Source organism: Paenibacillus sinopodophylli (genome assembly GCF_005930355.1).
Taxonomy (GTDB): domain Bacteria; phylum Bacillota; class Bacilli; order Paenibacillales; family Paenibacillaceae; genus Pristimantibacillus; species Pristimantibacillus sinopodophylli.
The window spans coordinates 1,007,437-1,033,415 of sequence record NZ_VDBO01000001.1; the positions used below are offsets into that span (position 1 = coordinate 1,007,437).

The window sequence follows — 25,979 nt, forward strand, 5'->3', positions numbered from 1 at the left end:
ACTATAATCACCTCTCTACTACTTCCATAACAAATGCTTCAATTGTATCGCCTTCACGAACATCGTTGTAACGGTCGAGTGTAATACCGCACTCGTAGCCTTGAGCAACCTCTTTGGCATCGTCTTTGAAGCGTTTCAAAGATTCAATCTTACCTGTAAAGACCACAATGCCTCCGCGAATCAGACGAGCCTCTGCCGAACGTGTAATTTTACCAGAAGTAATCATACAACCAGCAATTGCGCCGACTTTTGTTACTTTAAATACGTTACGAACCTCGGCTTGACCGATTACAACTTCTTTGAAGATTGGATCCAGCATGCCTTTCATCGCTTGCTCAATTTCATCGATCACGTTATAAATGACGCGGTGCATACGAACATCGACTTTCTCTTGAGCGATTGTTGCTTCTGCTTGCGGATCAGGTCTTACGTTAAAACCGATTACAATCGCATTCGAAGCGGATGCCAGAATGATATCGGATTCCGTAATCGCACCAACGCCGCTATGAATAATTTTAACGCGTACGCCTTCGATGTCGATTTTGGCCAATGAACCTTTAAGCGCTTCGGAAGAACCTTGAACGTCGGACTTGATAATAACGTTCAGATCTTTAATTTCACCATCTTTGATATGGTTATACAAATCATCAAGCGTTACACGCGTATTAGCACCCATATCGGATTGACGTTGTTTAATCGAACGACGGTCAGCAATTGCACGAGCTTTGCGCTCATCCTCGAATACCATGAAAGGATCGCCAGCTTGCGGTACTTCTGTTAATCCTGTAATTTCTACTGGAGTTGAAGGGCCAACTTCTTTTAAACGACGGCCTTTATCGTTCACCATCGCTCTGATACGGCCGAAGCAATTGCCGGCTACAAACGCGTCGCCGATTTTCAAAGTACCATGTTGAACGAGTATACGTGCAACCGGTCCTTTACCTTTATCAAGCTCAGCCTCGATAACCGTTGCACGAGCACGCTTGTTAGGGTTTGCTTTGTAGTCATTTACTTCTGCGACAAGAAGAATCATCTCAAGAAGACCTTCAAGACCGATTCTTTGCTTAGCGGAAACCTCAACGAAAATCGTATCGCCGCCCCACTCTTCCGGAACCAATTCATATTCGGTCATTTCTTGCTTAATTTTTTCTGTGTTTGCATCAGGCTTATCGATTTTGTTAACGGCAACGATAATAGGTACGCCTGCAGCTTTCGCATGATTGATCGCTTCAACCGTTTGAGGCATGATGCCGTCATCGGCTGCAACAACGATAATCGTAATATCTGTAACCTGTGCACCGCGCGCACGCATAAGCGTAAACGCTTCGTGACCCGGTGTATCTAGGAATGTAATTTTCTTATGGTTGATTTCGACTTGGTATGCACCGATATGCTGCGTGATACCGCCAGCTTCTCCGCCAGTAACGTTCGTTTTGCGAATCGCATCAAGCAGCGTCGTTTTACCGTGATCAACGTGACCCATGATCGTAACAACCGGTGGACGTGTTACCAAATTCTCGTCTTCGTCTGTCTCTTCAACTGTCTCGAAGGAATCTTCCTCAACAGGAATTTTTACTTCAACCTCAACACCATAGTCAGTTGCGATCAAATGAATTGCATCCATGTCGATTTCTTGATTGATTGTTGCCATTACGCCAAGGAAAATCAATTTTTTGATAACTTCAGAAGCATCCTTGTGCAGTAATTTAGCAAGCTCGCCGACTGTCATTGTGCCGCGAACAATAATTTTTTTCGGAGTGTTGTCAATTTTCTCGCGTGGCGGCTGTTGTTGGAACTTGCCACCGCGTCCTTTTTGACCACCACGGCCATTATTGCCTCTGAAGCCGCCTGGTTTGCCATCTTCAAAGCGTTTCTGACCTGGTCTTGCATTTCGGTTATCGTTCCCGCGTGATTGACCCTGTGCTGGCTTGGAATCAAACCGGCTTTGGCCCGATGAAGCAGGACGGCTGGCAGCGTCTTGACGCGGTGCGCTTGGACGGCTAGCTGTATTGCCTTGTCCGCCTTGCGGAGGACGATTCTGACCAGATGATGCCGGGCGGCTTCCTTGCCCGCCTTGACCTTGTCCAGGTCGGCTAGAGCTACCTCCAGATTGTGGAGGACGACTGCTTTGTCCACCTTGGCTTGGACGGCTCGAACTATTGCTGCCTTGTGAAGGGCGGCTGGCATTGCTGCTTCCCTGTGATGGGCGATTGTTGCTGGATGCTTGCGCAGGACGACTCGATTGTTGTCCTGCTGGTCGTTGTTCGGATTGTTGCTCTGTGGTTTGTGGTTTCGTATTAATAGAATTCATAGGCCCCTGTCTGTCTTGAATAGTATTTTTGTTTTCCTGAACCGGCTGCGGCTTTCGGTCCTGCTGCGGCGATTGCGGCTTGTTGGCAGTAGGTTGTGCAGAGGAAACTGAAACGCTCGTCGTTTCCTGCGCCCGTTTGACGGCAGCATTTTGCTTAATATTGCGGAAAAAGCCTTCGACTTTGTTTACCATTTCGTTTTCCATAACACTCATATGGTTGTTAACTGGCAAATCCAGTCGTTTTAGAATCGTAATAATTTCTTTGCTGCTCATATTAAGTGACTTGGCATACTCGTAAACACGCAGCTTATCTTTATTATCCTTGCTGTCTTGTTTATTGTCCAATATGATCCACCTCCGTATTATGGCTCAGATGATTCGCAATCATTTTTCCGAACTGCATATCGGTTACAGCAAGCACAACCCGTTCCGGCTTACCGATCGCCTTTCCTAGCTGCTCACGGTCGAATGCTTCGGCGAGTTGTATTCCGTAGGTGTTGCATTTGTCACGAAATTTTTTCTTCGTATTGTCTGAAGCATCTCCTGCGATAATAACAAGAAATACTTTTTTGTTTCTGACGGCTTTAAGAACGATTTCGTCCCCTGTAATCAGCTTTCCTGCACGCATCGCCATGCCAAGCTGTGATAAGCTTTTATTCTGATTCATCGCTTATCAACTCCTTATTCGCGATAAACTGCTCCTCTACCGCTACAAAATCCTGTTCAAGCTGGTCATATATATGTTCGCCAACATGCTGCTTCAATGCACGGTCAAGCGCCTTGGATTTTTTCGCCAGTTTAAAGCAGCTCACTTTGCCGCATAAATAAGCGCCGCGCCCAGCTTTTTTGCCAGTCAGGTCAATCTGCACCTCTTCGGCCGGTGTCCGCACAACCCGGATGAGTTCCTTCTTCGGCAACATGTCCTGACAAGCGACACATTTGCGAAGCGGTACTTTTCTCGGTCTCATTGTACACCCCTCCTCTGCCAGCTGAATTGACGCTATGATTAATAATGGTCATGAACTAATCGATGGATACCGAATCCTGATGCATAATCGTAGTCAAAGATTTCGGCCGACCATATTCTTGCTCTGCTTGCGTCTCACTCTTAATATCGATTTTCCAGCCTGTCAGCTTAGCAGCAAGCCTAGCATTCTGACCTTTAATACCAATCGCAAGCGATAGTTGATAATCAGGAACGATAACGCGAGCCATCTTCTCTGATTCGAATACGATAACCTCAAGCACTTTAGATGGGCTGAGTGCATTCGCAACATACTCATCCACGCTTTCAGACCAACGAACGATATCGATTTTTTCGCCTTTTAGCTCGTTTACGATCGTCTGAACGCGTAGTCCTTTTTGACCGACGCAAGATCCTACCGGATCAACTTCGGTATTGCGAGAATGAACCGCAATCTTGGAGCGGAAGCCTGCTTCACGAGCTACCGAACGAATTTCAACAACGCCGTCATAAATTTCCGGCACTTCAAGTTCGAACAAGCGTTTGAGCAAACCAGGATGCGTACGGGATAAAATAATTTGAGGACCTTTTGTCGTGTTCTCTACTTTCGTGATGTAGGACTTCACACGGTCGCCATGCTTGAATTTATCAGTAGGCATAAGCTCAGTTAGAGGCAGTACTGCTTCTACCTTGCCTAAATCTACGAATAAATTGCGAACATCCTGACGCTGCACGATACCATTAACGATGTCTTCTTCTTTGTCGATAAATGCATTGTAGATCAGTCCGCGCTCTGCTTCGCGAATGCGCTGCGTTACAACTTGCTTTGCCGTTTGTGCTGCGATACGGCCGAAGTCGCGCGGTGTAACTTCGATATCCGCAATATCATCGAGTTGGTAATGCGGATTAATTTCACGAGATGCCTCCACCGTAATTTCAAGGCGCGGATCAAGCACTTCGTCGACAACAGTTTTGCGCGCATATACTTTAATTACGCCAGTGTGGCGGTTAATGTCTACACGTACATTTTGTGCGGTATTGAAATTTCTCTTGTAGCTGGAGATAAGTGCAGCCTCAATGGCTTCCAGGAGTACATCCTTCGTAATCCCTTTGTCTCTTTCTATTTCTTGTAGTGCTTCAATAAAATCCATGCTCATTGGACTGAATTTCCCCCTTTCAATAATAAAAGCAAATATTTAGAATACGATAGCCAGTCTAGCTCCAGCCACCTTATCATAAGGAATCGTATATTCCTTCTTGCCAGTACGCACAACCGCATTTACCCCGTCAAACGCAAGCAGCAGCCCCTCAAATTCTTTAGCGCCGCTGATCGGTTCATATGTCGTTATGTAAACGTGTTTACCGATAGCTTTACGAACATCTTCTTCTTTCTTAAGCGGTCTTTCTGCTCCAGGTGAAGATACTTCAAGGAAATAAGCATCAGTAATCGGATCGCTCGCGTCCAGCTGTTCACTCATAAATTCGCTAATACGGCCGCAATCATCTATATCGATGCCGCCTTCTTTATCCACGAATATACGAAGAAAGTAGTTGCTTCCTTCTTTCACATACTCAATATCAACCAGTTCAAATCCATTGCTGCTGAGGAAAGGCAGAGCCAGTTCCTGGACAGCGGCTTTGATTGTGGATGTACTCAAATTCAGTTGACCTCCTGTTTATACGCACTATGCCATTTTGCCAATTACAAAACGTAAAGAGTGGGTTTCCCCACTCTTCTGCATCAAAGTCTTTATCATCATCATTGCCACAAAAATTATAACATAACCGCACTATAGTGACAAGAAATCTTTTCTATTGCAGCCATTTCTAGAACAACGAAAGCTGGTTAGATTCAGGCAATCCACGGAAGCAGCCCATGCTTCCAAGCACCTCTATAATCGTCTTGGTCGCTTTGGATTTCATCTGGAAATCCTCAATGGACAAGTACTCTCCATCTTCTCTGGAAGCCGCAATATTACGAGCGGCATTATCGCCAATACCAGCAATTGCAGCGAAAGGAGGAATAAGTGAATCACCGTCTACTTGGAACTTTGTTGCATCAGAACGATATAGATCAATTGGCTTGAACGAAAAGCCCCGAGCTGTCATTTCTAATGACATTTCAAGCTGAGAAACCATGTTCTTCTCTTTCGGAAGCGCATTGAAACCTTTTGCTTCAATTTCAACCAGCTTACGAAGAATAGCTTCATAGCCTTGACAAAGTAGCTCTAGATCGAAATCATCTGCCCGAACTGTGAAGTAAGTTGCATAATACGCAATCGGATAGTAAAGCTTGAAGAACGCCGTACGTACAGCTGAGATAACATAAGCAGCAGCATGCGCCTTCGGGAACATATACTCGATACGCAAGCAAGAATCAATATACCATTGCGGTACTTTGCAGCGCTTCATTTCGTCAATCCACTCAGGTGTAAGTCCCTTGCCCTTACGAACGCTTTCCGTAATTTTGAAGGCAAGACTCGCATCCATACCCGCTTTGTAGATAAGGAATAGCATGATGTCATCCCTACATCCAATCACCGTCTTAATATTACAAGTTCCGTTTTTGATAAGCTCCTGTGCATTGCCAAGCCAAACACCGGTACCATGCGATAATCCGGAAATTTGCAGTAAATCCGCGAATGACGAAGGCTGCGTTTCCTGAAGCATTTGCCGTACGAACTTGGTACCCATTTCCGGTACACCGTAGGTAGCAACTGAAGATCGTATTTTTTCCCCAGGAATATTGAGTGCGGCAGTTGAGTTGAACATGCTCATCACCTTAGGGTCATTCATCGGAATCGATAACGGGTCGACACCTGTCAAATCTTGCAGCATTCGCATCATAGTCGGATCATCATGACCAAGTATATCGAGTTTAAGCAGATTCTCATCGAATGCATGGTAATCGAAGTGAGTTGTTTTCCACTCTGCATTCACATCATCAGCGGGGAACTGCACCGGAGTAATGTCTTCAACTTCAATATAATCCGGAACGACAACAATACCGCCGGGATGCTGGCCCGTGCTTCGCTTCACACCGGTGCAGCCACTCGCTAGTCTGGCAAGCTCCGCTCCCCGCCATTTCTTGTTGTGCTCTTCCTCGTACTTCTTAGTGAAGCCATATGCCGTCTTCTCAGCGACTGTACCTATTGTGCCTGCACGGAACACCGCTTTCTCACCGAATAATACCTTCGTATAGTTATGGGCAATTGGCTGATAATCACCTGAGAAGTTAAGATCGATATCGGGAACCTTATCGCCTTTGAATCCCAGAAAGGTTTCGAATGGAATATCCTGGCCTTCGCCTTTCAATGGCTTTCCACAATTCGGACAAGGCTTGTCAGGAAGGTCAAAGCCGCTCGGTATGCTTCCGTCAAGAAACCATTCACTGTGGCGGCAATCCGCGTTTTTGCACAAATAATGGGCAGGCAGCGGATTAACCTCCGAGATACCAAGAAACGTCGCTACGACCGATGAACCGACAGAGCCCCTCGAGCCAACAAGATAACCGTCAGCATTGGATTTCTTAACTAGCTTCTCTGAGATCAAGTAGTTCGCCGAAAATTTAAATTTGATAATCGGAATGAGTTCTTTCTCCAACCTGTCAATTACAACCTGCGGCAAGTTCTCTCCATACATAGACTTCGCTGTATCGTAACAGGTATTGCGAATTTCATCGTCCGCACCTTCGATATCTGGAGCAAACAAGCTTTTAGGGAACATGTCAAAAGGTTCAAACCGCTCTGCAAGCTCTACCGTATTGGTAATAACAACTTCGCGAGCTTTTGCTTCTCCCAGAAAAGCAAACTCCTCCAGCATTTCCTCCGTCGTCCGGAAATGAGCATCCGGCCTGCGTATGCTCTTCAGTGGGCTAAAACCCGTAATACCATGAATGGTAATATCACGATACATTTTGTCCCTTGGATTCAAGTAGTGAACATTTCCTGTCGCAATGACCGGTTTGCCCAGCTCATCTCCGATCTGACATATACGACGATGGGCTTGCTCAATCTCTGCTCGACTGCCGACCAGCCCTTTTTCAACGAGGTGCATGTAGAAATCGATTGGCTGGATTTCGAGCACATCGTAGAATCGCGCTACCTCTAACGCTTCTTCGTACGACTTGTTTAGAACCGTTTCGAAAAACTCACCCTTCTCACACCCCGAAATGACTAGCAAGCCTTCGCGATGCTCCGTAAGCTTCGTTTTTGGCATCGTCGCAACACGTTTGAAGTGCTGCGTATGCGACAACGAGATGAGCTTAAACAAATTTTTCTTGCCTACGGCATTCAGTGCATAAACGTTGCTATGGAAAGGACGCGAGTTCGAAAGGTCAATTCCAACATAATCATTAAGCTGATGCAGATTCGTAATATTGCGCTCTGCTGCATCCGCAATCAAGCCGTACAGTACTCCGCCTAATGCCAAGGAGTCATCGACCGCGCGGTGATGGTTCTCCAAGCTGATTTTGTACTTATCCGACAACGTGTTCAAGCGGTGATTTTTAAGCGTTGGGAAAATAAATCTAGCTAGCTCCAGCGTATCCAGCACTGGATTTTTCACTTCTGGCATCCCGAATGCTTTGCAGTTAGCTTGAATAAAGCCAATATCGAATCTCGCATTATGCGCTACTAGCACATCATCGCCAATAAACTGTATAAATTCGCGAAGCATCGGTTCAATTTCAGGCTGTCCCTTAACCATATCATCATTAATGTTGGTTAACTGCTGAATATGGTAGGGGATCTTTTCATGCGGATCGATCAGCGTCGAGAAGCGATCGATTTCTTTTCCCTCACGCATTTTGACACCAGCAAGCTCGATAATTTTGTTATTAATAACGGACAAGCCCGTCGTCTCGATATCAAATACAATATAAGTCGCAGTTGCCAGCGGCTCAGGCCTTGAATGCAGCACCATTGGAACTGCATCGTTAACGACATTAGCCTCTACGCCGAACAACACTTTAATACCGTGCTTTTTCGCTGACTTGTTGGCATCGGGGTAGCACTGCACATTGCTGTGATCAGATACCGCTATCGCTGGATGTCCCCATTTGGCTGCTGTCTTGATGTACACATCCACTGGCGTAACAGCATCCATTGCACTCATTGTCGTATGAAGATGGAATTCCACACGTTTTTCTTCCGCTTTGTCCATGCGCTCAGGCGGAGCTTTCACCTCATGCAGATCATTCGGCATCATGACGAGTTCAGGCTCCTGCATGAAACGGTCATATTCGATTCTACCGCGAGCCTTTACCCATTTCCCGTTGGCAAGCTGATTTAGAATCTTAACGTCATCCTTCGTCTTCGCGAACATCTTCATCGCAATCGAATCGCTGAAGTCAGTGAGATTGAATGTAAATAACGTGCTGCCGTTACGCAGCTCCTTCACATCCAATCCAAAAACAGAGCCTTGAACCGTCACTTTCTTCTCTTCTTCAACAATGTTCATCATCGGAACAGGCTCTTCGCGAATATCGTAACCAACCGCTAATCTAATCTCGGCATCGTCCACTAGATCAGATTCCGTTTGGGCGTTCGCCATAAGCTCCTGTACGTATTCACGTTCTTCTTGTACGATTTTGAGCGCGTATTCATCAAGGATGTCTTGCCTTGACTCGCTAATAATCATTTTGACCTTGCATGCACGTTGAAAATGTTCATTGTAGAAACGGATGATTTCCTCATCCAGCTTCTTTTTCTTCGCGAGTTCCAATCCCGTGTTATCGAGCAGTGACAAGATTAAGGTCTCGCCTTCAACCTCTATCGTAGCCTTCTGCAGCCAGCCGTTTACGGATGCAATCTCACGCTGAGCCCATTCCATGAACATACCCCAATATTGCGAGATGATCGATTCGGTTTCTACTACCTCGTCATAAATGAGAATAAACTTGACGTCGGCAATATGCTCAAACTTGACGCGAGCTGCCTGGCATAGCCCATTAAAGGCCTGTAAAGGAACCATGGACGTTTTGCGTATGCAAAACGTCCATTCACGATTACTGTTGCTAACGATTACTTGCTCGATATAACCATCTTGAAAATAAGAATGTATAAGTTCTTTCGGCAGCCCCGATTGCTGCAAGAGCATCTCGAAGCGCTGCCTGTTATCCGCGGTTTGGCCCAAATCAATCAACCCCTTAAGATCCGAACCGAACTAGCTTCAGTCCTTAATAAGCTCTAGCAAATACGACGGTATGTTTTGCGGAGTCGCCGCACACCAAACAGGTTTCTTTGTGAACCGAAGGCTCGAACGGAATGTTCCGGCTAGTCGCTCCGGTTTCTTCCTTAACCTGCTTCTCGCAAGCAGCAGATCCACACCAGCCTGCTTCTACGAAGCCGCGCTGCTCTTCTAGGAAGCTCTTCATTTCATCAAGCGTATCGACCGTCCGAGAATTATCAACCCGGAACTGCTTCGCTCGGTTGAACATCTCATGATGTGTTTCCTCCAACATAGCTTCAACCTCTGCAATGAGGTTGTCTTGGAGTACGACACGCTTTTCACCTGTAATGCGGGAAACGAGCACCACTTGCCCATTCTCCATGTCACGAGGCCCAAGCTCTAGACGTAGCGGGACACCGCGCATTTCATATTCATTGAACTTCCAGCCTGGACTGACATCGGCACGATCGTCAACACGAACTCTTATGCCAGCTTTTTTAAGCTGTGCATGAAGCTCGTCCACACGTCCAACGACTTGCTCGCGCATTTTGGCAGGGCCGATTGGAATCATAATAACTTGTGTTGGCGCAACCTTAGGCGGCAAAGCAAGTCCTCTGTCATCACCATGAACCATAATCAATGCACCTATCAGTCTTGTACTTACGCCCCACGAGGTCGTATGTGCAAATTGCAAGGTGTTCTCGCGGTCAAGATATTTGATATCGAAAGCGACAGCAAACTTTGTTCCGAGGTAATGGGATGTTCCAGCCTGTACGGCCTTGCCATCCTTCATCATCGCTTCGATCGAATACGTATCCACGGCTCCAGCAAATCTCTCAGAAGGCGTTTTCTCCCCTTTGATGACCGGAATAGCCAAAAACTCTTCTACGAATTGCGTATAGACATCCAACATTTGCATTGTTTCTTGACGAGCTTCCTCTTCGTTCTCATGCGCCGTATGACCTTCCTGCCACAAAAACTCGCTTGTGCGCAGGAAAGGCATTGTACGTTTTTCCCAGCGGACTACGTTAGCCCATTGGTTGATAAGCAGGGGAGGATCACGGTAGGACTGAATCCATTTCGAATACATGTGGCCAAACATCGTCTCCGACGTAGGACGAATAGCAAGACGTTCCTCAAGCTTCTCTCCTGCAGCTTCTGTTACCCAAGGCAGCTCAGGATTAAAACCTTCTACATGCTCTTTCTCTTTCTGGAAAAAGCTCTCCGGAATGAACAATGGAAAATAAGCGTTGCGGTGTCCTGTTTCCTTGAAGCGTCGATCTAGATCACGCTGAATATTTTCCCATAGCTCATAGCCCTCTGGGCGAAAAATAATACAGCCTCTTACAGGCGAATAGTCCATAAGCTCAGCTTTTTTAATGACATCAATATACCATCTTGAGAAATCCTCGCTCTGCGGCGTGATTTCAGTTACGAATTGCTTATCTTTAGCCATATGCGACCACTTACTCCCCTTTTACCAAGCGTAAAATATCATTATAGGTTACTACGAGCATAAGCACCATAATGAGCGCAAAACCAACAAAATGAACCATGCTCTCGCGATTCGGATCAATTGGACGACGACGTATGGCTTCTATTCCAAGGAATATAAGCCGACTGCCATCAAGTGCCGGTATCGGCAATAGATTGAAAATACCTAAGTACAAGCTCAGCAGTGCTGTCCAAGATGTCAACTGCACAATACCTTGTTGTGCAATTTGGCTTGTGAACTGCATCGTACGAACTGGTCCTCCAAGATCGTCAAGCTTGAATTCTCCGAATATCAGCTTTTTGAAGCCGTCAAAAATGCTAATCGTCATGCTTTTCATCAGTCTAGCTGCCCCTGAGAAAGTTTCTCCAAAAGTTGCTGATCGGCTTGGTACTGTTGCGCTAATGCCGACTTTACCTACACCTGCCTCATTTGCTACAGGAGTGATGACGACCTGTTGCGGGTTCCCGTCACGAATGATATCAATACGCATTGGAACATTCGGGGATTTCCCGATGATTTCAATCATTTTATCGAAATCTGCCCCAATCTTTACGCCATTGATTGCATCGATTACGTCGCCTTCCTTCAGATCAACCTTCGATGCCGGCATATCCTCCGCAATCTGGCTGACGAGCAGCTTGTCGGGATTATCAACCGGAACACCAGCCATCTGAATGTAGGTTGCGAATAGAACGAATGCAAGAATAAAGTTCATCATCGGGCCAGCAAATATAGCAAGCGCACGCTGTGGAACTGTTTTGCTTCCGAACTGCCTGTCTATTGGCGCAATCTGGGTTTCCTTGCCCTTTGTTATCATCAACGCGGCAGGGTGTACCTTGAATGTTTCGTTATCGCCTTCAACGTCTAATGTTACTGAAAGCTGGTGCTCCAAATCAATGGTAACAATTTCACCCCGAATGACACCACTGCGTTCATCAAGGCGATCCAAATAGATTCGAGTTACTTTATCGTCCTTCACCCGTACCGCTACAGTCTGGCCTGGCTGAACATCCACAATTTCCGGATCCTCGCCTGCCATGCGGACAAAACCTCCCGCCGGGATTAATCGAAGCGTATATCGTGTTTCACCGCGTTTGACTGAAAACAGCTTCGGCCCGAAGCCGATGGCAAACTCGCGAACCAAAATGCCTGCTCTCTTGGCGAAATAGTAATGACCCCATTCATGGATCGTCACGATGACAAAAAAGACGAGTATCGTTAAAAACACAACCTGAATCATGTGCATTAAGCTGAAGCCTCCTGTTCATTACGGCCTGTACATAGATTATCATTATTCTCCTGTTCGATACAAGAGAACCGGTTTTCGGCCAATTTAAACGGATTCAGCCATTCTGCGTGCCCAAGCATCTACTTCCGCAATCGTCTCCACATCAAGCATATCGATTACCTTATGCTCAGACACTACCGTTTCAAGTATTCGTTCGATATCGAGGAACGTAATCTCACCTTTCAGAAACCGCGCTACCGCAATCTCGTTCGCTGCATTAAATACAGCTGGCGCAGATTGTCCTAGTCTTCCGCAATCGAAAGCCAGTCTTAGGCATGGATATCTGTTGAAATCCATCTCGCGGAAATGCAGCTTGCCGATCTGAGATAGCTTTAACCGTTCAGTAGGTGTTGGCTTCCGCGCTGGATAGGATAACGCATACTGAATCGGGACACGCATGTCAGGCATACCCAGCTGTGCAATTATACTATTGTCAATAAACTCAACATAGGAATGAATAATGCTTTCCGGATGAATCAGGACATCAATTTGATCATATGTAACATCGAATAGCCACTTCGCCTCTATTACCTCTAAGCCTTTATTGACCATCGTTGCCGAATCAATCGTAATTTTGGCTCCCATTGCCCAGTTCGGGTGATTAAGAGCTTCTGCTACCGTAACACCTTCAAGCTGTTCTCTCGTACGATCGCGAAACGATCCGCCTGAAGCAGTCAATGTAATTTGCTGAATGGATTTGCGTTCCTCCCCATTCAAACACTGATATATAGCCGAATGTTCGCTATCTATCGGCAATACCGATACACCGCGTTGTCTCGCTCGCTCCATTACGATATGACCTGCAGTTACAAGCGTTTCTTTGTTGGCTAGGCCGATTGTCTTGCCAGCATCGATTGCCGCTAATGTAGCAGGAAGCCCTCGACTGCCCATTATAGCCGTAACGACAACATCCGCGTCCGTCTCTGCAGCAACAGCAATTAACCCCTCTTCACCATACACAACTCTTGTACCTGCTGGCATATGGATGCGTGCTGCGTCAGCATCCGCCTTGGATGCCAAACTTACAATCTCCGGCTTGAATCGATTGGCTTGTTCAATAAGCAAGTCAACGTTCGAACCCGCCGACAACCCCACAATTTGATACCCTTCTAGATCATGAGCGGCTACATCTAAAGTTTGCGTTCCGACAGAACCAGTAGAACCTAAAACACTAATTTTTTTCATGCCAATCCTCCTGACTTATACAGGTAGCAGCTCGGTAAGCACTAATAGCGGAAATACGATAAGCCAGCTGTCGCAGCGGTCAAGGACACCGCCATGCCCAGGAAGCAGCGTACCCGTATCCTTAATATCTCGTACTCGTTTATATGCTGATTGAATTAAATCTCCAAATTGACCTGCTACTGCCGCAATGAACCCAATCAGCAAAGCTTTCGGAAGTGAAATGAAATCAGGCAAGCATAATGCAAATACAGCTGAAACCACTAATGACAGCAAAACGCCTCCCAAAGCACCTTCAATTGTTTTATTGGGACTGATGGATGGCCAGAGTTTCGTCTTACCGATTGCTCGTCCAGTGAAATAAGCACCAATATCCGACGCCCAAATACAGCTGAAGGAAAGAATCGTCCATAATAAACCATAAGTGTCGATTTGACGCGCCTCAATCATAGCTGCAAAGCCGTAACCTACATATAAAGCGCCTAGCAACATAAGTGCGGCGCCATCTATTGTTGTTCTATTTTTAGTAATCACGGTGAGAGCCAGCAATAAGAAGGCTAATAACCAAAGAATAGTCAAAGTGGAAGGAATACTTATTCCCCACTCCGACCACGGAAGCACAAACAGTAGCACACCCGCATATCCGAGCAATGAAGACGGATGCGACCATGCTACACCATTCATGCGCGCATATTCAGTAAAGCCTATAATGGCAAGCAAGACCAGAAGTGCGGTATACAACCAGCCGCCAACGACGGTTAAACCTATGAAACCTACACCTGCTACTACACCCGTAATAATTCGTTGTCTCAATGAAAAGTCACACTCCGTTGCTTGAAGCTACAATCCACCATATCTACGCGCGCGGCGCTGATACTCCAAAATCGCTTCTTGAAAATGTGCTTCCGTAAATTCCGGCCAATACACATCCGTAAACCATAATTCACTATAGGCAAGCTGCCACATCATGAAATTACTTAATCTTAATTCTCCGCTTGTTCGAATAAGCAAATCCGGGTCCGGCAAGCCATTCGTAAGTAAGCGTTCTGACATGATCTTGTCGTCAATATCATCAATAGCGAGCTGTCCATTCTGTACGTCAGAGGCAATCGTTTTTATTGCTTCTAGCATTTCCATTCGACTTCCGTAATTGAGTGCAAAATTAAGAACAAGTCCCGTATTGTCTGCGGTTTTCACAATGGCTTCTTCGAGAGCGCTTAATGTATAAGAAGGTAGGCCTTCTTTATACCCCATCATCCTAACCTGTACGTTATTTGCGATTAATTCCTCTAATTCAATCTCAAGAAATTGCTGGGGCAGCTTCATTAGAAAGTCTACTTCATCCTTCGGTCTCTTCCAGTTTTCTGTGGAAAACGCGTATAGGGTCAAATATTTGATGCCTAGCCGATCTGCTGCCATAGTAATGCGCTTGACCGCTTTCATCCCAGTATGATGACCTGCTATTCTTGGCAACCCGCGACCTTTAGCCCAGCGACCGTTCCCATCCATAATAATCGCAACGTGTTCAGGCACGTTTTCTGAAGCCACAGAATTAGTCGGCTGTAAGGACGATTTGCCTAATTTGGCCCAAAGTCGCTCAATCATCTTACTTCCTCCCAACCGAAATCAAAACCAAACCCCACCTATCGGAGGGGCTTAGAGATTATTATACTTCCATAATTTCCTTTTCCTTGGAAACAAGTACTTTATCTACTTCAGCAATGAACTTGTCCGTTGCTTTTTGAATATCCTCTTGATGTCCGCGAGACTCATCTTCGGAAATGGTCGTTTTCTCCAGCTTTTTAATACCATCATTGGCATCACGGCGAATGTTACGAATCGCTACCTTGGCTTCTTCACCTAATTTTTTCGATGTTTTCACCAGTTCTCCACGGCGCTCTTCTGTAAGCGGCGGAATTGAAAGACGAATCGACGCACCGTCATTAGATGGCGTTAGACCCAGGTCTGATTTCATAATCGCTTTCTCAATAGCCGACATCGATGATTTGTCCCATGGTTGAATAAACAACGTGCGGGAATCAGGCGTACTGATATTAGCTAGTTGATTAACAGGGGTCATAGCTCCATAATATTCAACTTGAATACGGTCTAGTAAAGCTGCACTCGCTTTACCTGCACGCAACGAAGACAAATCACGTTTAAACGCAGAAATCGCTTTATCCATACGTTCTTCAGCGTTATTTTTCAATTCCTGTGGCATTATTTTGCACTTCCTCTCACAATCGTTCCGATTTTTTCACCCAGCACGACGCGTTTAATATTCCCTTTCTCTGTAATCGCAAATACGATAAGAGGAATATTATTATCCATGCAAAGCGATGCTGCGGTTGAATCCATGACACCTAAATTACGGTTAAGCATATCCAAGTAAGTAAGCTCTTCAAACTTCTCAGCCGTACTATCTTTAAATGGATCAGCAGAATAAACACCGTCCACTTTGTTTTTCGCCATCAATATGACTTCCGCTTCAATCTCAGCTGCACGCAATGCTGCTGTCGTATCCGTGGAGAAGAATGGATTGCCTGTTCCAGCTGCAAAAATAACGACGCGTCCCTTTTCTAAGTGACGGATGGCACGACGTCTGATGTATGGTTCAGCGATCTGTTGCATCGCGATCGATGTTTGTACACGAGTCGGTACATCGATTTGTTCAAGCGCATCTTGAAGTGCTAGTGAATTCATAAGTGTAGCCAACATACCCATATAATCAGCTGTTGCACGGTCAATGCCTTTTGCTGAACCAGCTATACCGCGCCAAATGTTGCCACCACCGACTACTATGGCTACCTCTATTCCAAGTGCTACAACTTCTTTCACCTGATCTGCTATGGATGATATGACTGTTGCTTCAATTCCATAGCCCTCTTGACCAGACAATGATTCACCGCTGACTTTCAGAACGATACGTTTATACACAGGCTGCTCCAACGTTAATACCTCCATCATGCACCTCATGAACTGAGGTCCTTCAAATATGTTCTATTTATACAAGCAGGCGGGGCGGACGCCCCGCCCCGCCTGTGCGTTCGGATTAATGTTTAACTTGAGCCATAACTTCTTCTACGAAGTTGTCTACTTTTTTCTCTAGACCTTCACCAAGCTCATAACGAACGAAGCGACGGATGGAAATATTTTCACCAATTTTGCTAATTTTTTCATTTAGCAATACAGAGATCGTTTTGTCTGGGTCTTTAATGAACGATTGCTCAAGAAGACAGAACTCTTCATAGTATTTCGAGATACGGCCTTCAACCATTTTTTCAACGATTTTTTCAGGCTTGCCTTCGTTAAGTGCTTGATTTTTCAAAATTTCGCGCTCTTTATCAAGCTCTTCTGCAGAAACTTCTTCACGGCTAACAAATTTCGGGTTAGCTGCTGCGATTTGCATAGCTACGTCTCTAGCAAACTCACGGAACTGATCTGTTTTCGCAACAAAGTCAGTCTCGCAGTTTACTTCAACGATAACGCCAATACGGCCGCCTGCGTGAATGTACGATTCTACTACACCTTCAGTTGCAATACGACCAGCTTTATTAGCTGCAGCCGCCAAACCTTTTTCGCGAAGTACCGCGATCGCTTTTTCAACATCGTTGTTTGTTTCATCCAAAGCTTTCTTGCAATCAAGCATTCCAGCCCCAGTTCTTTCTCTAAGCTCTTTTACCGCGCTAGCACTAACTGCCATTGTAAGCCCTCCTATAGGTTTCGCGAAGTCTATGTAGCTTCGCAAATAATTAATGTTGGTTTTAATGATTTACATTCGAAAAAAGGGCAGTGAGAGGTTTATCACCATCTGACCACCCTTTGTTGAAAAGTTAAAGTCTAAAATTAAGCTGTTGTTTGTTCGCCTTGATTAGCTTCAACAATTGCGTCAGCCATTTTGGACGTCAACAATTTAACAGCACGGATTGCATCATCATTACCTGGAATCACGTAGTCGATTTCATCCGGATCACAGTTCGTATCAACGATACCAACGATTGGAATTCCAAGTTTGCGAGCTTCTGCAACTGCAATACGCTCTTTGCGTGGATCAATAATGAACAACGCACTTGGCAAACCTTTCATACCTTTGATACCGCCAAGGAATTTTTCCAAACGGTCTTTTTCTTTGTTAAGAATGATTACTTCTTTCTTAGGTAGAACCTCGAAAGTACCATCCTCAGCCCATTTTTCAAGCTGTTTCAAACGGTCGATACGTTTTTGAATCGTTTGGAAGTTAGTAAGCGTTCCACCCAACCAACGTTGGTTGATGTAGAAGTTACCGCAACGTTCTGCTTCTTCTTTAACAGAATCTTGTGCTTGTTTTTTTGTACCTACGAACAGCATAGTGCCGCCGTCTGCAGCAATCGATTTAACAAAGTTGTATGCTTCGTCAACTTTTTTAACCGTTTTTTGCAAATCGATAATGTAAATCCCGTTTCTTTCTGTGAAGATATAACGATCCATCTTCGGGTTCCAACGACGAGTCTGATGACCGAAGTGTACCCCAGCTTCTAGTAGCTGTTTCATGGAAATAACCGCCATTTCTTCAACACCTCCTAATAATGGTTTTTTTAGTGCTCCTCCGCTAGTCGCATCTTTCATCAAAACTTCCGCCGGGCGGAAGCACCGTTTGACAAAATTGACCTGCGTGCGTTTTTAACACCGTGAATTAATATACCATAAATACAAACTCCGCGCAACATTCGTTTCACAAAAGATCGTTTTACTCTTGATTCCCATCAGTCCAGGAAGCGGCTTCCTGTTCCGTAAGCGGTTGGCTTGTCACGATGGTAATCGCTTGTTCAACGGTACTTCCTTCATAAAATAAAAAATAACCGGCGCGAACCAGTTTTTTAGACTTTTTCATGGAAGATACAAATGCAGCTTCGTTATTAATAATCTGATGAGATGCAAGAAGCTCAGCTGTTTTGGATAAGCCAAGCCCTGCTTTAATTCTAACAACATGCTGAGCGGCTGGCTTTACCTCTTCTGGCACAGCTTCAGCAGCCTCATTTTCCTTGTTAGCATCTACCTCTGGTGAAGGCGTCGGCTTCACTTCAGGCGACGTTTCCGGCTCTGTAGTCGTCTTCTGATCATCCCGTACGGAATCACGTTCAGCCTTTATCAAAGCGTCCACCTCAACTTGGGTGTACTGCTTTTCATCCGGTCCCGCATCCCTTTGAGCTAGCCGAGCTCTGCTCTGCTCACCAGATAGCATTAATTGAAACAATAAGGCACCGATAATAATCCCCATACCTAATCCGATTAAGAAAAGCCGATTTCTAAGCATGGGATGCCTCCTCTTGCTTAGCAAGCTGTATGATGAGCTGCACTTCACCTTTATTCATGCCAAGTTTTTTGGAAATGATCTCAATAGATTTGCCTTGTTCATATAACAAAAAGAGGTCCTTATAACGCGCCTGTATCGTATTTCCATTCGTTACTTCTTCAGTTGGCAGTTCGGCAGGCATAAACACAGGTGTCTGTGTCTGATTAATTACGATTGGAATAGAAGAAGCAGCCGGAGTAGGAGGAACTGTGCTTCGGCTAGCTTTATCAAGCGTATCCTGCAGCTGCTCGCATTTCGCTTCCAATTGTGCAATACGCTGTTCTTTAAGCAGAGCGTCTGATTTCGATTCTTGCTGGGCGTTTCTAACAAGAAGGACAAGCTCTTCATTGTCCTTCTCCATATTCTCCATAAATTGCTCTAGCGCGTTCTCCATGTTTTCCATGGTTTGCGGCGGCATTGCCGCCTCCTGCTTCTTGCGGGGCATCACTAAGGCGCCTACAATGACAACCGCTCCGAGTAAAAGAATATATGGCAAGTAAGGCTGCATCGTTTTTAGCCTGCCTCTCTAAAATTACCTCTTGTGCTAAAGCTTAATATCCAACCGATGTCCTTTGTATGGATGAACGGGCGGATGCTCTTGTTCTTCTTGATCGGAGTTCTGCTTCAAGCGCTTTTGCTTCGCCTTCTGATAGGCATTGCCTTGACTATCCTCTTCACTGTGAATGTGAGCTCCATTCGATTGTTCAACTGCTGTATTCTTACCGCGCAGAAGCTCGGTTTCTTTCGTTGTTTGGGCTGCAAGCGCATTCTGATCCGCTACCGGCTTATGAATGGCTTGTCCATGCTGTCCACTGAACTCCTGCGTCCGCGGCACTGACATCTGCAAGTCAATTGTTTTGAAAGTCATATCAACTCACCCCCATGGGTCATTGAACTTCATTTAACTAACTCTTATAAGGGATCAATACAATGTCTCCATCGGCATAACGAAAGGAAACACGCTGGGAAGAATCCTTTACGAATTTGGTGTATCTGCCGATAACAATTTTTGTACCTCCAAATACGATGTTGCTGACATCTACTCTAGAGCGGTCCGTATCTTCAAGGGTGCGTTCAATGTCAAGAATTCGCGATCTCACTGCGTCATTCTCGAGCACCAATTGCCGTTTTGAAGCTGTGAGTTTTATTCGCAGTGCAAGCTTCTCTGGAGAAAGCTGACCGGAAGCTGCCAATTGATCTAGAATAGTAAGCGCTTTATCTGTTTTATCCAAATTTTCCATGTACTGCTTAACTCTAGCTCTAAGATCGAGCAGCTCCGTTCGGAATTCTGGATTGACTCCAACTTCAATCGTTGTAGCTGTAGACATGGAATTACCTACTGTTCGTGCACTAACTAGGTCACCTGCCTGGACTAAACCACCAACAATGAGTCCTTTGGCGCCTGAACAAACAACATTTTTCCCAGCCCTTACTTGGGAATGCATGATGCTTTGCGAGACCAGTACTTCTTCTCCAGCCATTACATTACTATCTTGAATGAAGCTGCTGCGTACATTCCGTCCCGCTTTGACAAAGCCTTTATTACCGCCTAATATCCCGCCAGTGATTTCTATGGAGCCTTCTGATTCGATCTCAGCTCCTTCAACACCACCAATTACTCGAATATCACCCGAGGCTTTAATACGGAAACCGCTAAGAACGTTGCCTCTAATGACAACCGTTCCCACGAAATCAATGTTTCCGACGCTGTAATCAACGTCACCATTGACTTCATATACAGGAAAAACATTAATTTTATCTTTATCCGTCAATGAAATCAGACCATCGATCGCGGCATACATCGCCGTTTGTTGATCATTCAACACGACGTTTTTGCCTACTTTGAATCGAACTTGCTTCCCTAGCTTCGACGGTATATCTTCACCTGTGACGGTCTTCCCAACGGGACCTGGTGCTGGATCAAAGCGTTCAGCTATGAGCTGGCCCCGCTTAACGTTTTTCAACTGTACAACCTCTTTGAAATCAACCTTGCCACCTTCTAACTCCGCCGGGGCATGACTGCTTGCTTTCATATCGTAGACTAGCTTGACGAAACCATCCTTGCCTGGCGAGGGAGACTCTCCCTGCGCAACAAGCGTTTGTTCTTTACAATAAGCGAGAGGATTAGTGCCAATCTGATTAAGAACTTCTTTTCGAAGACCATAGACGATTCCTTTGCTTCTTAGAAACCGTTCAAGCTCATCGCCGTTACACTCGAATTCATCCGTAATCCTGCTAAATGTAATGAAGGCAGACAGCTTATCGGCTGATGTCTGGATGCTTAGGTATGATTCTAATTGTAGATTATCCACCTGACTCCTCCTCTCTTAATGTTGCATGAGTTGATCTTTATGCTTAGCCAATGCTCCTCGCAGCCGTAGGATGGCTTTCGAATGGAGCTGGGAAATTCTCGACGGTGATAGTGACATTACTTCAGCAATTTCACTTAGTGATAATTCTTCATAATAAAACAAAGATACGACCGTTCGTTCTTTCTCCGTTAATCGATCAATGCCTTTTACCAACGATTCTTTAATATAAAACTCATGTACTTTATGGTCAGGATTTTTGGCTTTGTCATCAACAAGCAATGACATTCTTGTCTCCGACTCTTCTTCCCTTATTGGATCTTCTAGCGAGCAAACAGTTGTAACCGCAATATCCTGCAGCATATTTGTAAATTCCTTCTCTGTTAGCTCCAGATAGCGGCTAATTTCCGCATCGGTGACCGAGCGCAAGTATTGCTGTTCTAGATGCTGATAAGCTTCTTCTACCTTTTTGGCCTTCTCCCTAACAGAGCGCGGTACCCAATCCCCTTGACGGAGTCCATCGATAATTGCTCCACGAATTCGCCATGAAGCATAGGTTTCAAACTGCAAGCCCCGACAATAGTCAAACTTCTCAATGGCGTCAATCAGTCCCATAACACCATTGCTTGCAAGATCATCTTTAATGACGTTTTTGGGAAGACCGATGGCCATTCGATTTGTAACATAATCTACTAATGGCAAATATTGCTCAATCAGATTTTTCTTTGCTTCCAAATCGCCTTGTTCTCTCCAGGCTTGCCACATCTGCAAGTTTGTCAAATGAGGGGGTTTCTGCTCAGTCATCGACTCACTCTCCTGTCAGGTGACGAATGGCTTTAACCAATTCTTCAGGTTGTGTATTTTTAGTAGATCTCAATTGAGGCGGAGTCAATGGTTTGAAATCTGCAGCAGGCTGATTTGAGGAATCCGTGGTCGGAAGTGTTCCTCCATCCTGCTGCTGTGATTTTAACAAATCATTCAAATCCGCCGACTCGTCTGGGGTTCTCAAATCAAATTGTGTTCCTTTTCCATCCTCATCCTCGGATGTATCGCCTACCAATGCAGGAGGCTGAAGAATGTAGGCCAATACGGCTCTTACTCCATACGCAAGAACAAAAAAAGCGATGAAAGCATACATACTTCTTAGCAGCATGACCACAATCGGATTATTACCGATAGAGAAAGCTGCTGTCAGCACGGTGCCGAGTATTCCAAATACGACATTCCATCGCCATGTTCCCAGCATATCAAATCTCCTTTGTTCCAAACTGAACACTTCTTATTGAGAGCATTCCGTTGATACTGTCAAACTCAATCGTTCTTCCAAAACTTCCACCTGTATCTTGGGAAATAATCGGAATTTTAAATTTCAGCATCATCGCCGTACAGGATTCCACATTACGCGGACCGATTCTTAACGAATCGGTGTGACCTGACATAGCAAACATTTGAGCACCGCCTGCCATTTTTGCTTTCATGCTGATCATTTGGGCACCTGCTGCCAACATACGGTCAAGCAGCTCAGGGATGGCTGTATCTGCATACTTAGCCACATTCATTTTGGTCTCACGGGCAATTTCTGAAGATGGCAGCATCACATGTGCCATTCCGGCTACCTTTCGTATGGGATCATACAAAGTAAGACCCACACAAGAACCTAAGCCGGTTGTTTTGAGTATCGCTCCATCTGTTGCAATATTTAAATCAGCCATGCCAACTTTGACCAAATTATGTTGTATCATTCGCTAACGACTCCCAAAGCCCTGAAAATTTTCTCAAACGACTCTGGATCTGGTATAAGGAAGAAGTGTCCCTCCAGTGATTGTCGATCCTCTAGAAATGTCGTTTCAATTAGCAGGGCCGAGTCTCCCATCTCACCGTACTGCATTAAACCATAGCTGAGAATGGCTCCAGCCATATCCACTGCAATTGCAGGGACAGATGGCGCCATCGTGAGATGGGTAAAATCAGCAAGAGAGGACAAATATGAGCCTGCAAGAATGTTGCCGATCTCGCAGAGCGCTGACAGCTCCATTTCGGAGTATCCCTCTTGCTCTTCAATATCTATAGAAACTAGCTGACGTAGTATCCGCTTGGCAGAAGCTTCCTCTATGATGAAGAACATATTACCTGGTGCCTCTCCTTCAACACGGAGAAAAACAGCAATAACAATTTGCTCCGAACCACCCACGCGTTCAGCAACTTCTTCGAACGGGAGCAAGCTTACTTTAGGTACGGCCATGTCGACCGGTTTATCTAGTAAACGTGAAAGCGCAGTAGCAGCATTACCTGCTCCAATATTGCCGACTTCTTTCAATACATCTAGTTCAAACGCTTCAAAACGGTTAAATAAACTCACGCTTTAGGCCTCGATCTGCTCAATATGAATGATTTCATTCTTATTCAGCACTTCGGACAAGTTAAGCATGATGAGAAGTCGACCTTCACCAAGCTTTGCAATGCCTCTCAAGTATTTTGCTTTAATGCCGCCTACGATCTCAGGCGGCAAGTCGATTGCATCCGTATCAATATCGATTACATCGTTTGCTGAGTCAACGATGAATCCAACTTCCATATCTGCCACGGCTACTACGATAATTCTTGAATTTTCAGTAGGTGTTGTTTCAATAAGATTAAACCGTCCTCGAAGATCGATTACGGGTACAACAATACCGCGCAAATTAATAACACCTTTTATAAAAGCGGCCGTTTTAGGTACGCGAGTAATCGGAGACAATCTTTCAATCGTTCGAACCTTATCTACTTCGATACCGTACTCTTCGTTGCCCAGCGCAAACACGATTACCTTTAATTCTTCTCCCATACTAAAAACCTCCCTATTTGATTAGTGCATTTGGATCAATGATGAGTGCGACATAACCGTCGCCCAATATAGTTGCTCCAGAAATCGTTTCAATATTCGTCAAGTATTTACCTAACGTTTTTAATACGATTTCGCTTTGACCAATAAACTCATCGACCGTGATTGCAGCCCATTTCTCACCTTTGCGCACGACTACAATTTCGGTCTCATCTTCAACATCCTCATTAAAATCAGGAGATTCAAGCACTTTGCTAAGCGAAACGAGTGGAATAATAACGTTTCTGAACTCGATCATCTTGTTACCATGTACGTGCAAGATTTGTTCCTTGCGAATAATGCCAGTCTCAACAATGGAGGATAAAGGAATAGCATATTTCTCAGAGCCAAGCTTAATCAACATGGCAGAAATAATAGAGAGAGTCAACGGCAGCTGTACGGAAAACTTAGTTCCCCTACCAAAGACAGAATCAATCGTCACGTTGCCGCCGAGAGAAGTGATTTTGGAGCGAACAACGTCAAGACCAACCCCGCGTCCAGATATATCGGATATTTTATCAGCTGTACTGAATCCTGCTGCGAATATAAGCATGTTAATTTCATCAGCGGATAACAGCTTCGCTTGTTCCTCGGTGACTACACCATTTTTAATGGCTGTTTTGAGCACGCGCTCATGATGAATGCCACGGCCATCCTCTTCAACTTCAATGAATACATGATTCCCACTGTGATAAGCACGCAAGTAAATCGTTCCTGTTTCAGACTTTCCTGCGGCAATACGCTCATCAACCGTTTCAATCCCGTGATCGACTGAGTTTCTTAACAAATGTACAAGCGGATCGCCAATCTCATCGATAACCGTACGATCAAGCTCTGTTTCTGCACCTGTAATAACAAGGTCAATCTTTTTGTCCAATGATTTAGCCAGATCTCGAATCATCCGCGGGAAGCGGTTGAATACGGAATCTACCGGTACCATTCGAAGCTTCAGTACGATGCTCTGCAAGTCAGAGCTAACTCGTGTCATATGTTCAACGGTTTCAGTCAGATCATTTCGCTTGATTTCACTAGCAAGCTGTTCTAATCTTACACGGTCGATAAGCAGCTCGCTGAATAGATTCATCAGCGTATCAAGTCTTTCAATATCAACTCGAATGGTTCTACCACCTGGTGGTGATGCAGGAGCTGGTGCCTTGGCAACTCGTTCGTTCGGTGCTGCCTCTGTCTTTACAACGATTGGTGCTGCAGTTGGCGCTGCCTCTACAACCTCAATAGCTGCAGCCGCGCTGGACTGGCTAAGCACTGCTAAAGATTCGGCATCCAGCAATGTCACATCTGCAGATTCAATTTCTGAGATATTAAGCAACTGCGTCTGTAGATCTTCTTGGGCTAGTGTAGAGATTGTAAAAACAGTAAATGTGAAATCGAATTTTTCCTGCTCAATATCTTGAACGGACGGATCTGATTTAATGACCTCGCCATTACGCTCAAGTAGATCAAAGACCATATAAGCACGAACTGCTTTGAGCATACAATTATCACGGATTGTGATTTGAACATGATACACATTTAAACCAGTTTCAATAGATTGAAGAAGAATTGAAGATTGGAACTCATCAAGCAGCATCGCCCCTGAGGCGCTTGATACGTTACTCGAATCTGCTGCTGTAGTTGGAGCAGCTGAAGCATTATTTGCGCTATAGTCGCTCTTTAGAATGATCTGCAAGGAAGCAACGATTGATGTAACATCAGCTTTCCCTGTCCCACCGCCAACGATATCCTGAACCATCGCTTCAAGAGCATCAAGCCCTTTAAACAAAGTATCAAATATAAAGCTGTCCATTTTGAGCTTGCTGTTACGGACAAGATCAAGTACGTTCTCCATTTCATGCGTGAGCGCAGCCAAATCTTCGAACCCCATAGTAGCAGACATCCCTTTCAGCGTATGAGCTGAACGGAATATATTTTGAACGATACTAAGCTCTTCAGGCTCGCTTTCCAAACGAAGCAAATTTTCATTCAGGGATTGCAGGTGATCATTAGATTCATCGATAAACATCGATAAATAGGCATTCATATCCATTTCCTAGCACCTCCTGTTAGTAT

At 45.1% G+C, this 25,979-nt stretch carries 25 protein-coding genes; all 25 read right to left on the minus strand.

Features of this window, described 5'->3' with window-relative positions; all coding sequences use genetic code 11:
• Positions 1-7: 7 nt before the first annotated feature.
• The 25 genes from infB to FGT79_RS04550 all read right to left on the minus strand — a co-directional run bounded on the left by infB (position 8) and on the right by FGT79_RS04550 (position 25,956).
• Positions 8-2,584: a translation initiation factor IF-2 gene (gene infB, locus FGT79_RS04430; RefSeq protein WP_425465005.1), complete on the minus strand. Its 2,577-nt coding sequence runs from the start codon at positions 2,582-2,584 to the stop codon at positions 8-10.
• A 61-nt stretch (positions 2,585-2,645) separates the two neighbouring features.
• Positions 2,646-2,978 (minus strand): L7Ae/L30e/S12e/Gadd45 family ribosomal protein, encoded by a 333-nt coding sequence (locus tag FGT79_RS04435; protein WP_138751548.1) that lies wholly within the window; start codon positions 2,976-2,978, stop codon positions 2,646-2,648.
• Complete coding sequence (rnpM, locus tag FGT79_RS04440) at positions 2,965-3,279, minus strand: RNase P modulator RnpM (RefSeq protein ID WP_138751549.1); 315 nt, start codon at positions 3,277-3,279, stop codon at positions 2,965-2,967. The genes FGT79_RS04435 and rnpM overlap by 14 nt, the downstream gene beginning before the upstream one ends.
• A gap of 55 nt (positions 3,280-3,334) precedes the next feature.
• The gene (gene nusA, locus FGT79_RS04445; protein WP_138751550.1) at positions 3,335-4,432 is read right to left on the minus strand and encodes a transcription termination factor NusA; all 1,098 of its coding nucleotides are present in this window, start codon (positions 4,430-4,432) and stop codon (positions 3,335-3,337) included.
• Positions 4,433-4,471: 39 nt separating this feature from the next.
• Entirely contained in the window at positions 4,472-4,933 is a 462-nt protein-coding gene (rimP, locus tag FGT79_RS04450) for a ribosome maturation factor RimP (RefSeq protein ID WP_138751551.1), read from the minus strand.
• A gap of 169 nt (positions 4,934-5,102) precedes the next feature.
• Positions 5,103-9,410, minus strand: a complete 4,308-nt coding sequence (locus FGT79_RS04455) for a PolC-type DNA polymerase III (RefSeq protein ID WP_138751552.1) — start codon at positions 9,408-9,410, stop codon at positions 5,103-5,105.
• Between the two features lie 43 nt (positions 9,411-9,453).
• Positions 9,454-10,902, minus strand: coding sequence for a proline--tRNA ligase (gene proS / locus FGT79_RS04460; RefSeq protein ID WP_138751553.1), 1,449 nt, complete (start codon positions 10,900-10,902; stop codon positions 9,454-9,456).
• Between the two features lie 10 nt (positions 10,903-10,912).
• Positions 10,913-12,187 carry an RIP metalloprotease RseP gene (gene rseP, locus FGT79_RS04465; RefSeq protein ID WP_138751554.1) on the minus strand — a complete coding sequence of 425 codons (1,275 nt, stop codon included), beginning with the start codon at positions 12,185-12,187 and terminating at the stop codon, positions 10,913-10,915.
• 87 nt (positions 12,188-12,274) lie between these two features.
• Positions 12,275-13,414, minus strand: coding sequence for a 1-deoxy-D-xylulose-5-phosphate reductoisomerase (locus tag FGT79_RS04470; RefSeq protein ID WP_138751555.1), 1,140 nt, complete (start codon positions 13,412-13,414; stop codon positions 12,275-12,277).
• Between the two features lie 15 nt (positions 13,415-13,429).
• Positions 13,430-14,224, minus strand: coding sequence for a phosphatidate cytidylyltransferase (locus FGT79_RS04475; protein ID WP_138751556.1), 795 nt, complete (start codon positions 14,222-14,224; stop codon positions 13,430-13,432).
• Between the two features lie 27 nt (positions 14,225-14,251).
• A complete protein-coding gene (locus FGT79_RS04480; protein ID WP_138751557.1) occupies positions 14,252-15,016 on the minus strand; it encodes an undecaprenyl pyrophosphate synthase in 765 nt (254 codons plus the stop codon).
• A 61-nt stretch (positions 15,017-15,077) separates the two neighbouring features.
• A complete protein-coding gene (gene frr, locus FGT79_RS04485; RefSeq protein ID WP_138751558.1) occupies positions 15,078-15,632 on the minus strand; it encodes a ribosome recycling factor in 555 nt (184 codons plus the stop codon).
• Positions 15,632-16,360, minus strand: coding sequence for a UMP kinase (pyrH, locus tag FGT79_RS04490; protein ID WP_138752926.1), 729 nt, complete (start codon positions 16,358-16,360; stop codon positions 15,632-15,634). The genes frr and pyrH overlap by 1 nt, the downstream gene beginning before the upstream one ends.
• Before the next feature lie 103 nt (positions 16,361-16,463).
• Positions 16,464-17,114: a translation elongation factor Ts gene (gene tsf / locus FGT79_RS04495; protein WP_138751559.1), complete on the minus strand. Its 651-nt coding sequence runs from the start codon at positions 17,112-17,114 to the stop codon at positions 16,464-16,466.
• Between the two features lie 143 nt (positions 17,115-17,257).
• Positions 17,258-17,956: a 30S ribosomal protein S2 gene (rpsB, locus tag FGT79_RS04500; RefSeq protein WP_054028957.1), complete on the minus strand. Its 699-nt coding sequence runs from the start codon at positions 17,954-17,956 to the stop codon at positions 17,258-17,260.
• Between the two features lie 181 nt (positions 17,957-18,137).
• Positions 18,138-18,704 (minus strand): hypothetical protein, encoded by a 567-nt coding sequence (locus FGT79_RS04505; protein WP_138751560.1) that lies wholly within the window; start codon positions 18,702-18,704, stop codon positions 18,138-18,140.
• Positions 18,697-19,251 (minus strand): DUF6115 domain-containing protein, encoded by a 555-nt coding sequence (locus tag FGT79_RS04510; RefSeq protein ID WP_138751561.1) that lies wholly within the window; start codon positions 19,249-19,251, stop codon positions 18,697-18,699. Before FGT79_RS04510 ends, FGT79_RS04505 begins: the two co-directional genes overlap by 8 nt.
• A 36-nt stretch (positions 19,252-19,287) precedes the next feature.
• Complete coding sequence (locus FGT79_RS04515; RefSeq protein WP_138751562.1) at positions 19,288-19,611, minus strand: hypothetical protein; 324 nt, start codon at positions 19,609-19,611, stop codon at positions 19,288-19,290.
• A gap of 37 nt (positions 19,612-19,648) precedes the next feature.
• Positions 19,649-21,055, minus strand: a complete 1,407-nt coding sequence (locus FGT79_RS04520; RefSeq protein WP_138751563.1) for a flagellar assembly protein A — start codon at positions 21,053-21,055, stop codon at positions 19,649-19,651.
• A 15-nt stretch (positions 21,056-21,070) separates the two neighbouring features.
• Positions 21,071-21,856: a FliA/WhiG family RNA polymerase sigma factor gene (locus FGT79_RS04525; RefSeq protein WP_138751564.1), complete on the minus strand. Its 786-nt coding sequence runs from the start codon at positions 21,854-21,856 to the stop codon at positions 21,071-21,073.
• 4 nt (positions 21,857-21,860) lie between these two features.
• Positions 21,861-22,298 (minus strand): hypothetical protein, encoded by a 438-nt coding sequence (locus FGT79_RS04530; RefSeq protein ID WP_138751565.1) that lies wholly within the window; start codon positions 22,296-22,298, stop codon positions 21,861-21,863.
• 1 nt (position 22,299) lies between these two features.
• Complete coding sequence (locus tag FGT79_RS04535) at positions 22,300-22,794, minus strand: chemotaxis protein CheD (RefSeq protein ID WP_138751566.1); 495 nt, start codon at positions 22,792-22,794, stop codon at positions 22,300-22,302.
• On the minus strand, positions 22,791-23,411 hold the full coding sequence (locus FGT79_RS04540) for a chemotaxis protein CheC (RefSeq protein ID WP_138751567.1): 621 nt from the start codon (positions 23,409-23,411) through the stop codon (positions 22,791-22,793). Before FGT79_RS04540 ends, FGT79_RS04535 begins: the two co-directional genes overlap by 4 nt.
• 3 nt (positions 23,412-23,414) lie before the next feature.
• Entirely contained in the window at positions 23,415-23,876 is a 462-nt protein-coding gene (locus FGT79_RS04545; RefSeq protein WP_138751568.1) for a chemotaxis protein CheW, read from the minus strand.
• 13 nt (positions 23,877-23,889) lie between these two features.
• Positions 23,890-25,956 carry a chemotaxis protein CheA gene (locus tag FGT79_RS04550; RefSeq protein ID WP_138751569.1) on the minus strand — a complete coding sequence of 689 codons (2,067 nt, stop codon included), beginning with the start codon at positions 25,954-25,956 and terminating at the stop codon, positions 23,890-23,892.
• Between the last annotated feature and the right edge of the window lie 23 nt (positions 25,957-25,979).

Bases quoted from the DNA above. Each gene is read 5' to 3' on its own strand.
- infB (WP_425465005.1), bottom strand. From the start codon at position 2,584: ATGAGCAGCAAAGAAATTATTACGATTCTAAAACGACTGGATTTGCCA.
- FGT79_RS04435 (WP_138751548.1), bottom strand. From the start codon at position 2,978: ATGAATCAGAATAAAAGCTTATCACAGCTTGGCATGGCGATGCGTGCA.
- rnpM (WP_138751549.1), bottom strand. From the start codon at position 3,279: ATGAGACCGAGAAAAGTACCGCTTCGCAAATGTGTCGCTTGTCAGGAC.
- nusA (WP_138751550.1), bottom strand. From the start codon at position 4,432: ATGAGCATGGATTTTATTGAAGCACTACAAGAAATAGAAAGAGACAAA.
- proS (WP_138751553.1), bottom strand. From the start codon at position 10,902: ATGGCTAAAGATAAGCAATTCGTAACTGAAATCACGCCGCAGAGCGAG.
- rseP (WP_138751554.1), bottom strand. From the start codon at position 12,187: ATGCACATGATTCAGGTTGTGTTTTTAACGATACTCGTCTTTTTTGTC.
- FGT79_RS04470 (WP_138751555.1), bottom strand. From the start codon at position 13,414: ATGAAAAAAATTAGTGTTTTAGGTTCTACTGGTTCTGTCGGAACGCAA.
- FGT79_RS04480 (WP_138751557.1), bottom strand. From the start codon at position 15,016: ATGATTGAGCGACTTTGGGCCAAATTAGGCAAATCGTCCTTACAGCCG.
- frr (WP_138751558.1), bottom strand. From the start codon at position 15,632: ATGCCACAGGAATTGAAAAATAACGCTGAAGAACGTATGGATAAAGCG.
- tsf (WP_138751559.1), bottom strand. From the start codon at position 17,114: ATGGCAGTTAGTGCTAGCGCGGTAAAAGAGCTTAGAGAAAGAACTGGG.
- rpsB (WP_054028957.1), bottom strand. From the start codon at position 17,956: ATGGCGGTTATTTCCATGAAACAGCTACTAGAAGCTGGGGTACACTTC.
- FGT79_RS04505 (WP_138751560.1), bottom strand. From the start codon at position 18,704: ATGCTTAGAAATCGGCTTTTCTTAATCGGATTAGGTATGGGGATTATT.
- FGT79_RS04510 (WP_138751561.1), bottom strand. From the start codon at position 19,251: ATGCAGCCTTACTTGCCATATATTCTTTTACTCGGAGCGGTTGTCATT.
- FGT79_RS04515 (WP_138751562.1), bottom strand. From the start codon at position 19,611: ATGACTTTCAAAACAATTGACTTGCAGATGTCAGTGCCGCGGACGCAG.
- FGT79_RS04525 (WP_138751564.1), bottom strand. From the start codon at position 21,856: ATGACTGAGCAGAAACCCCCTCATTTGACAAACTTGCAGATGTGGCAA.
- FGT79_RS04530 (WP_138751565.1), bottom strand. From the start codon at position 22,298: ATGCTGGGAACATGGCGATGGAATGTCGTATTTGGAATACTCGGCACC.
- FGT79_RS04535 (WP_138751566.1), bottom strand. From the start codon at position 22,794: ATGATACAACATAATTTGGTCAAAGTTGGCATGGCTGATTTAAATATT.
- FGT79_RS04545 (WP_138751568.1), bottom strand. From the start codon at position 23,876: ATGGGAGAAGAATTAAAGGTAATCGTGTTTGCGCTGGGCAACGAAGAG.
- FGT79_RS04550 (WP_138751569.1), bottom strand. From the start codon at position 25,956: ATGGATATGAATGCCTATTTATCGATGTTTATCGATGAATCTAATGAT.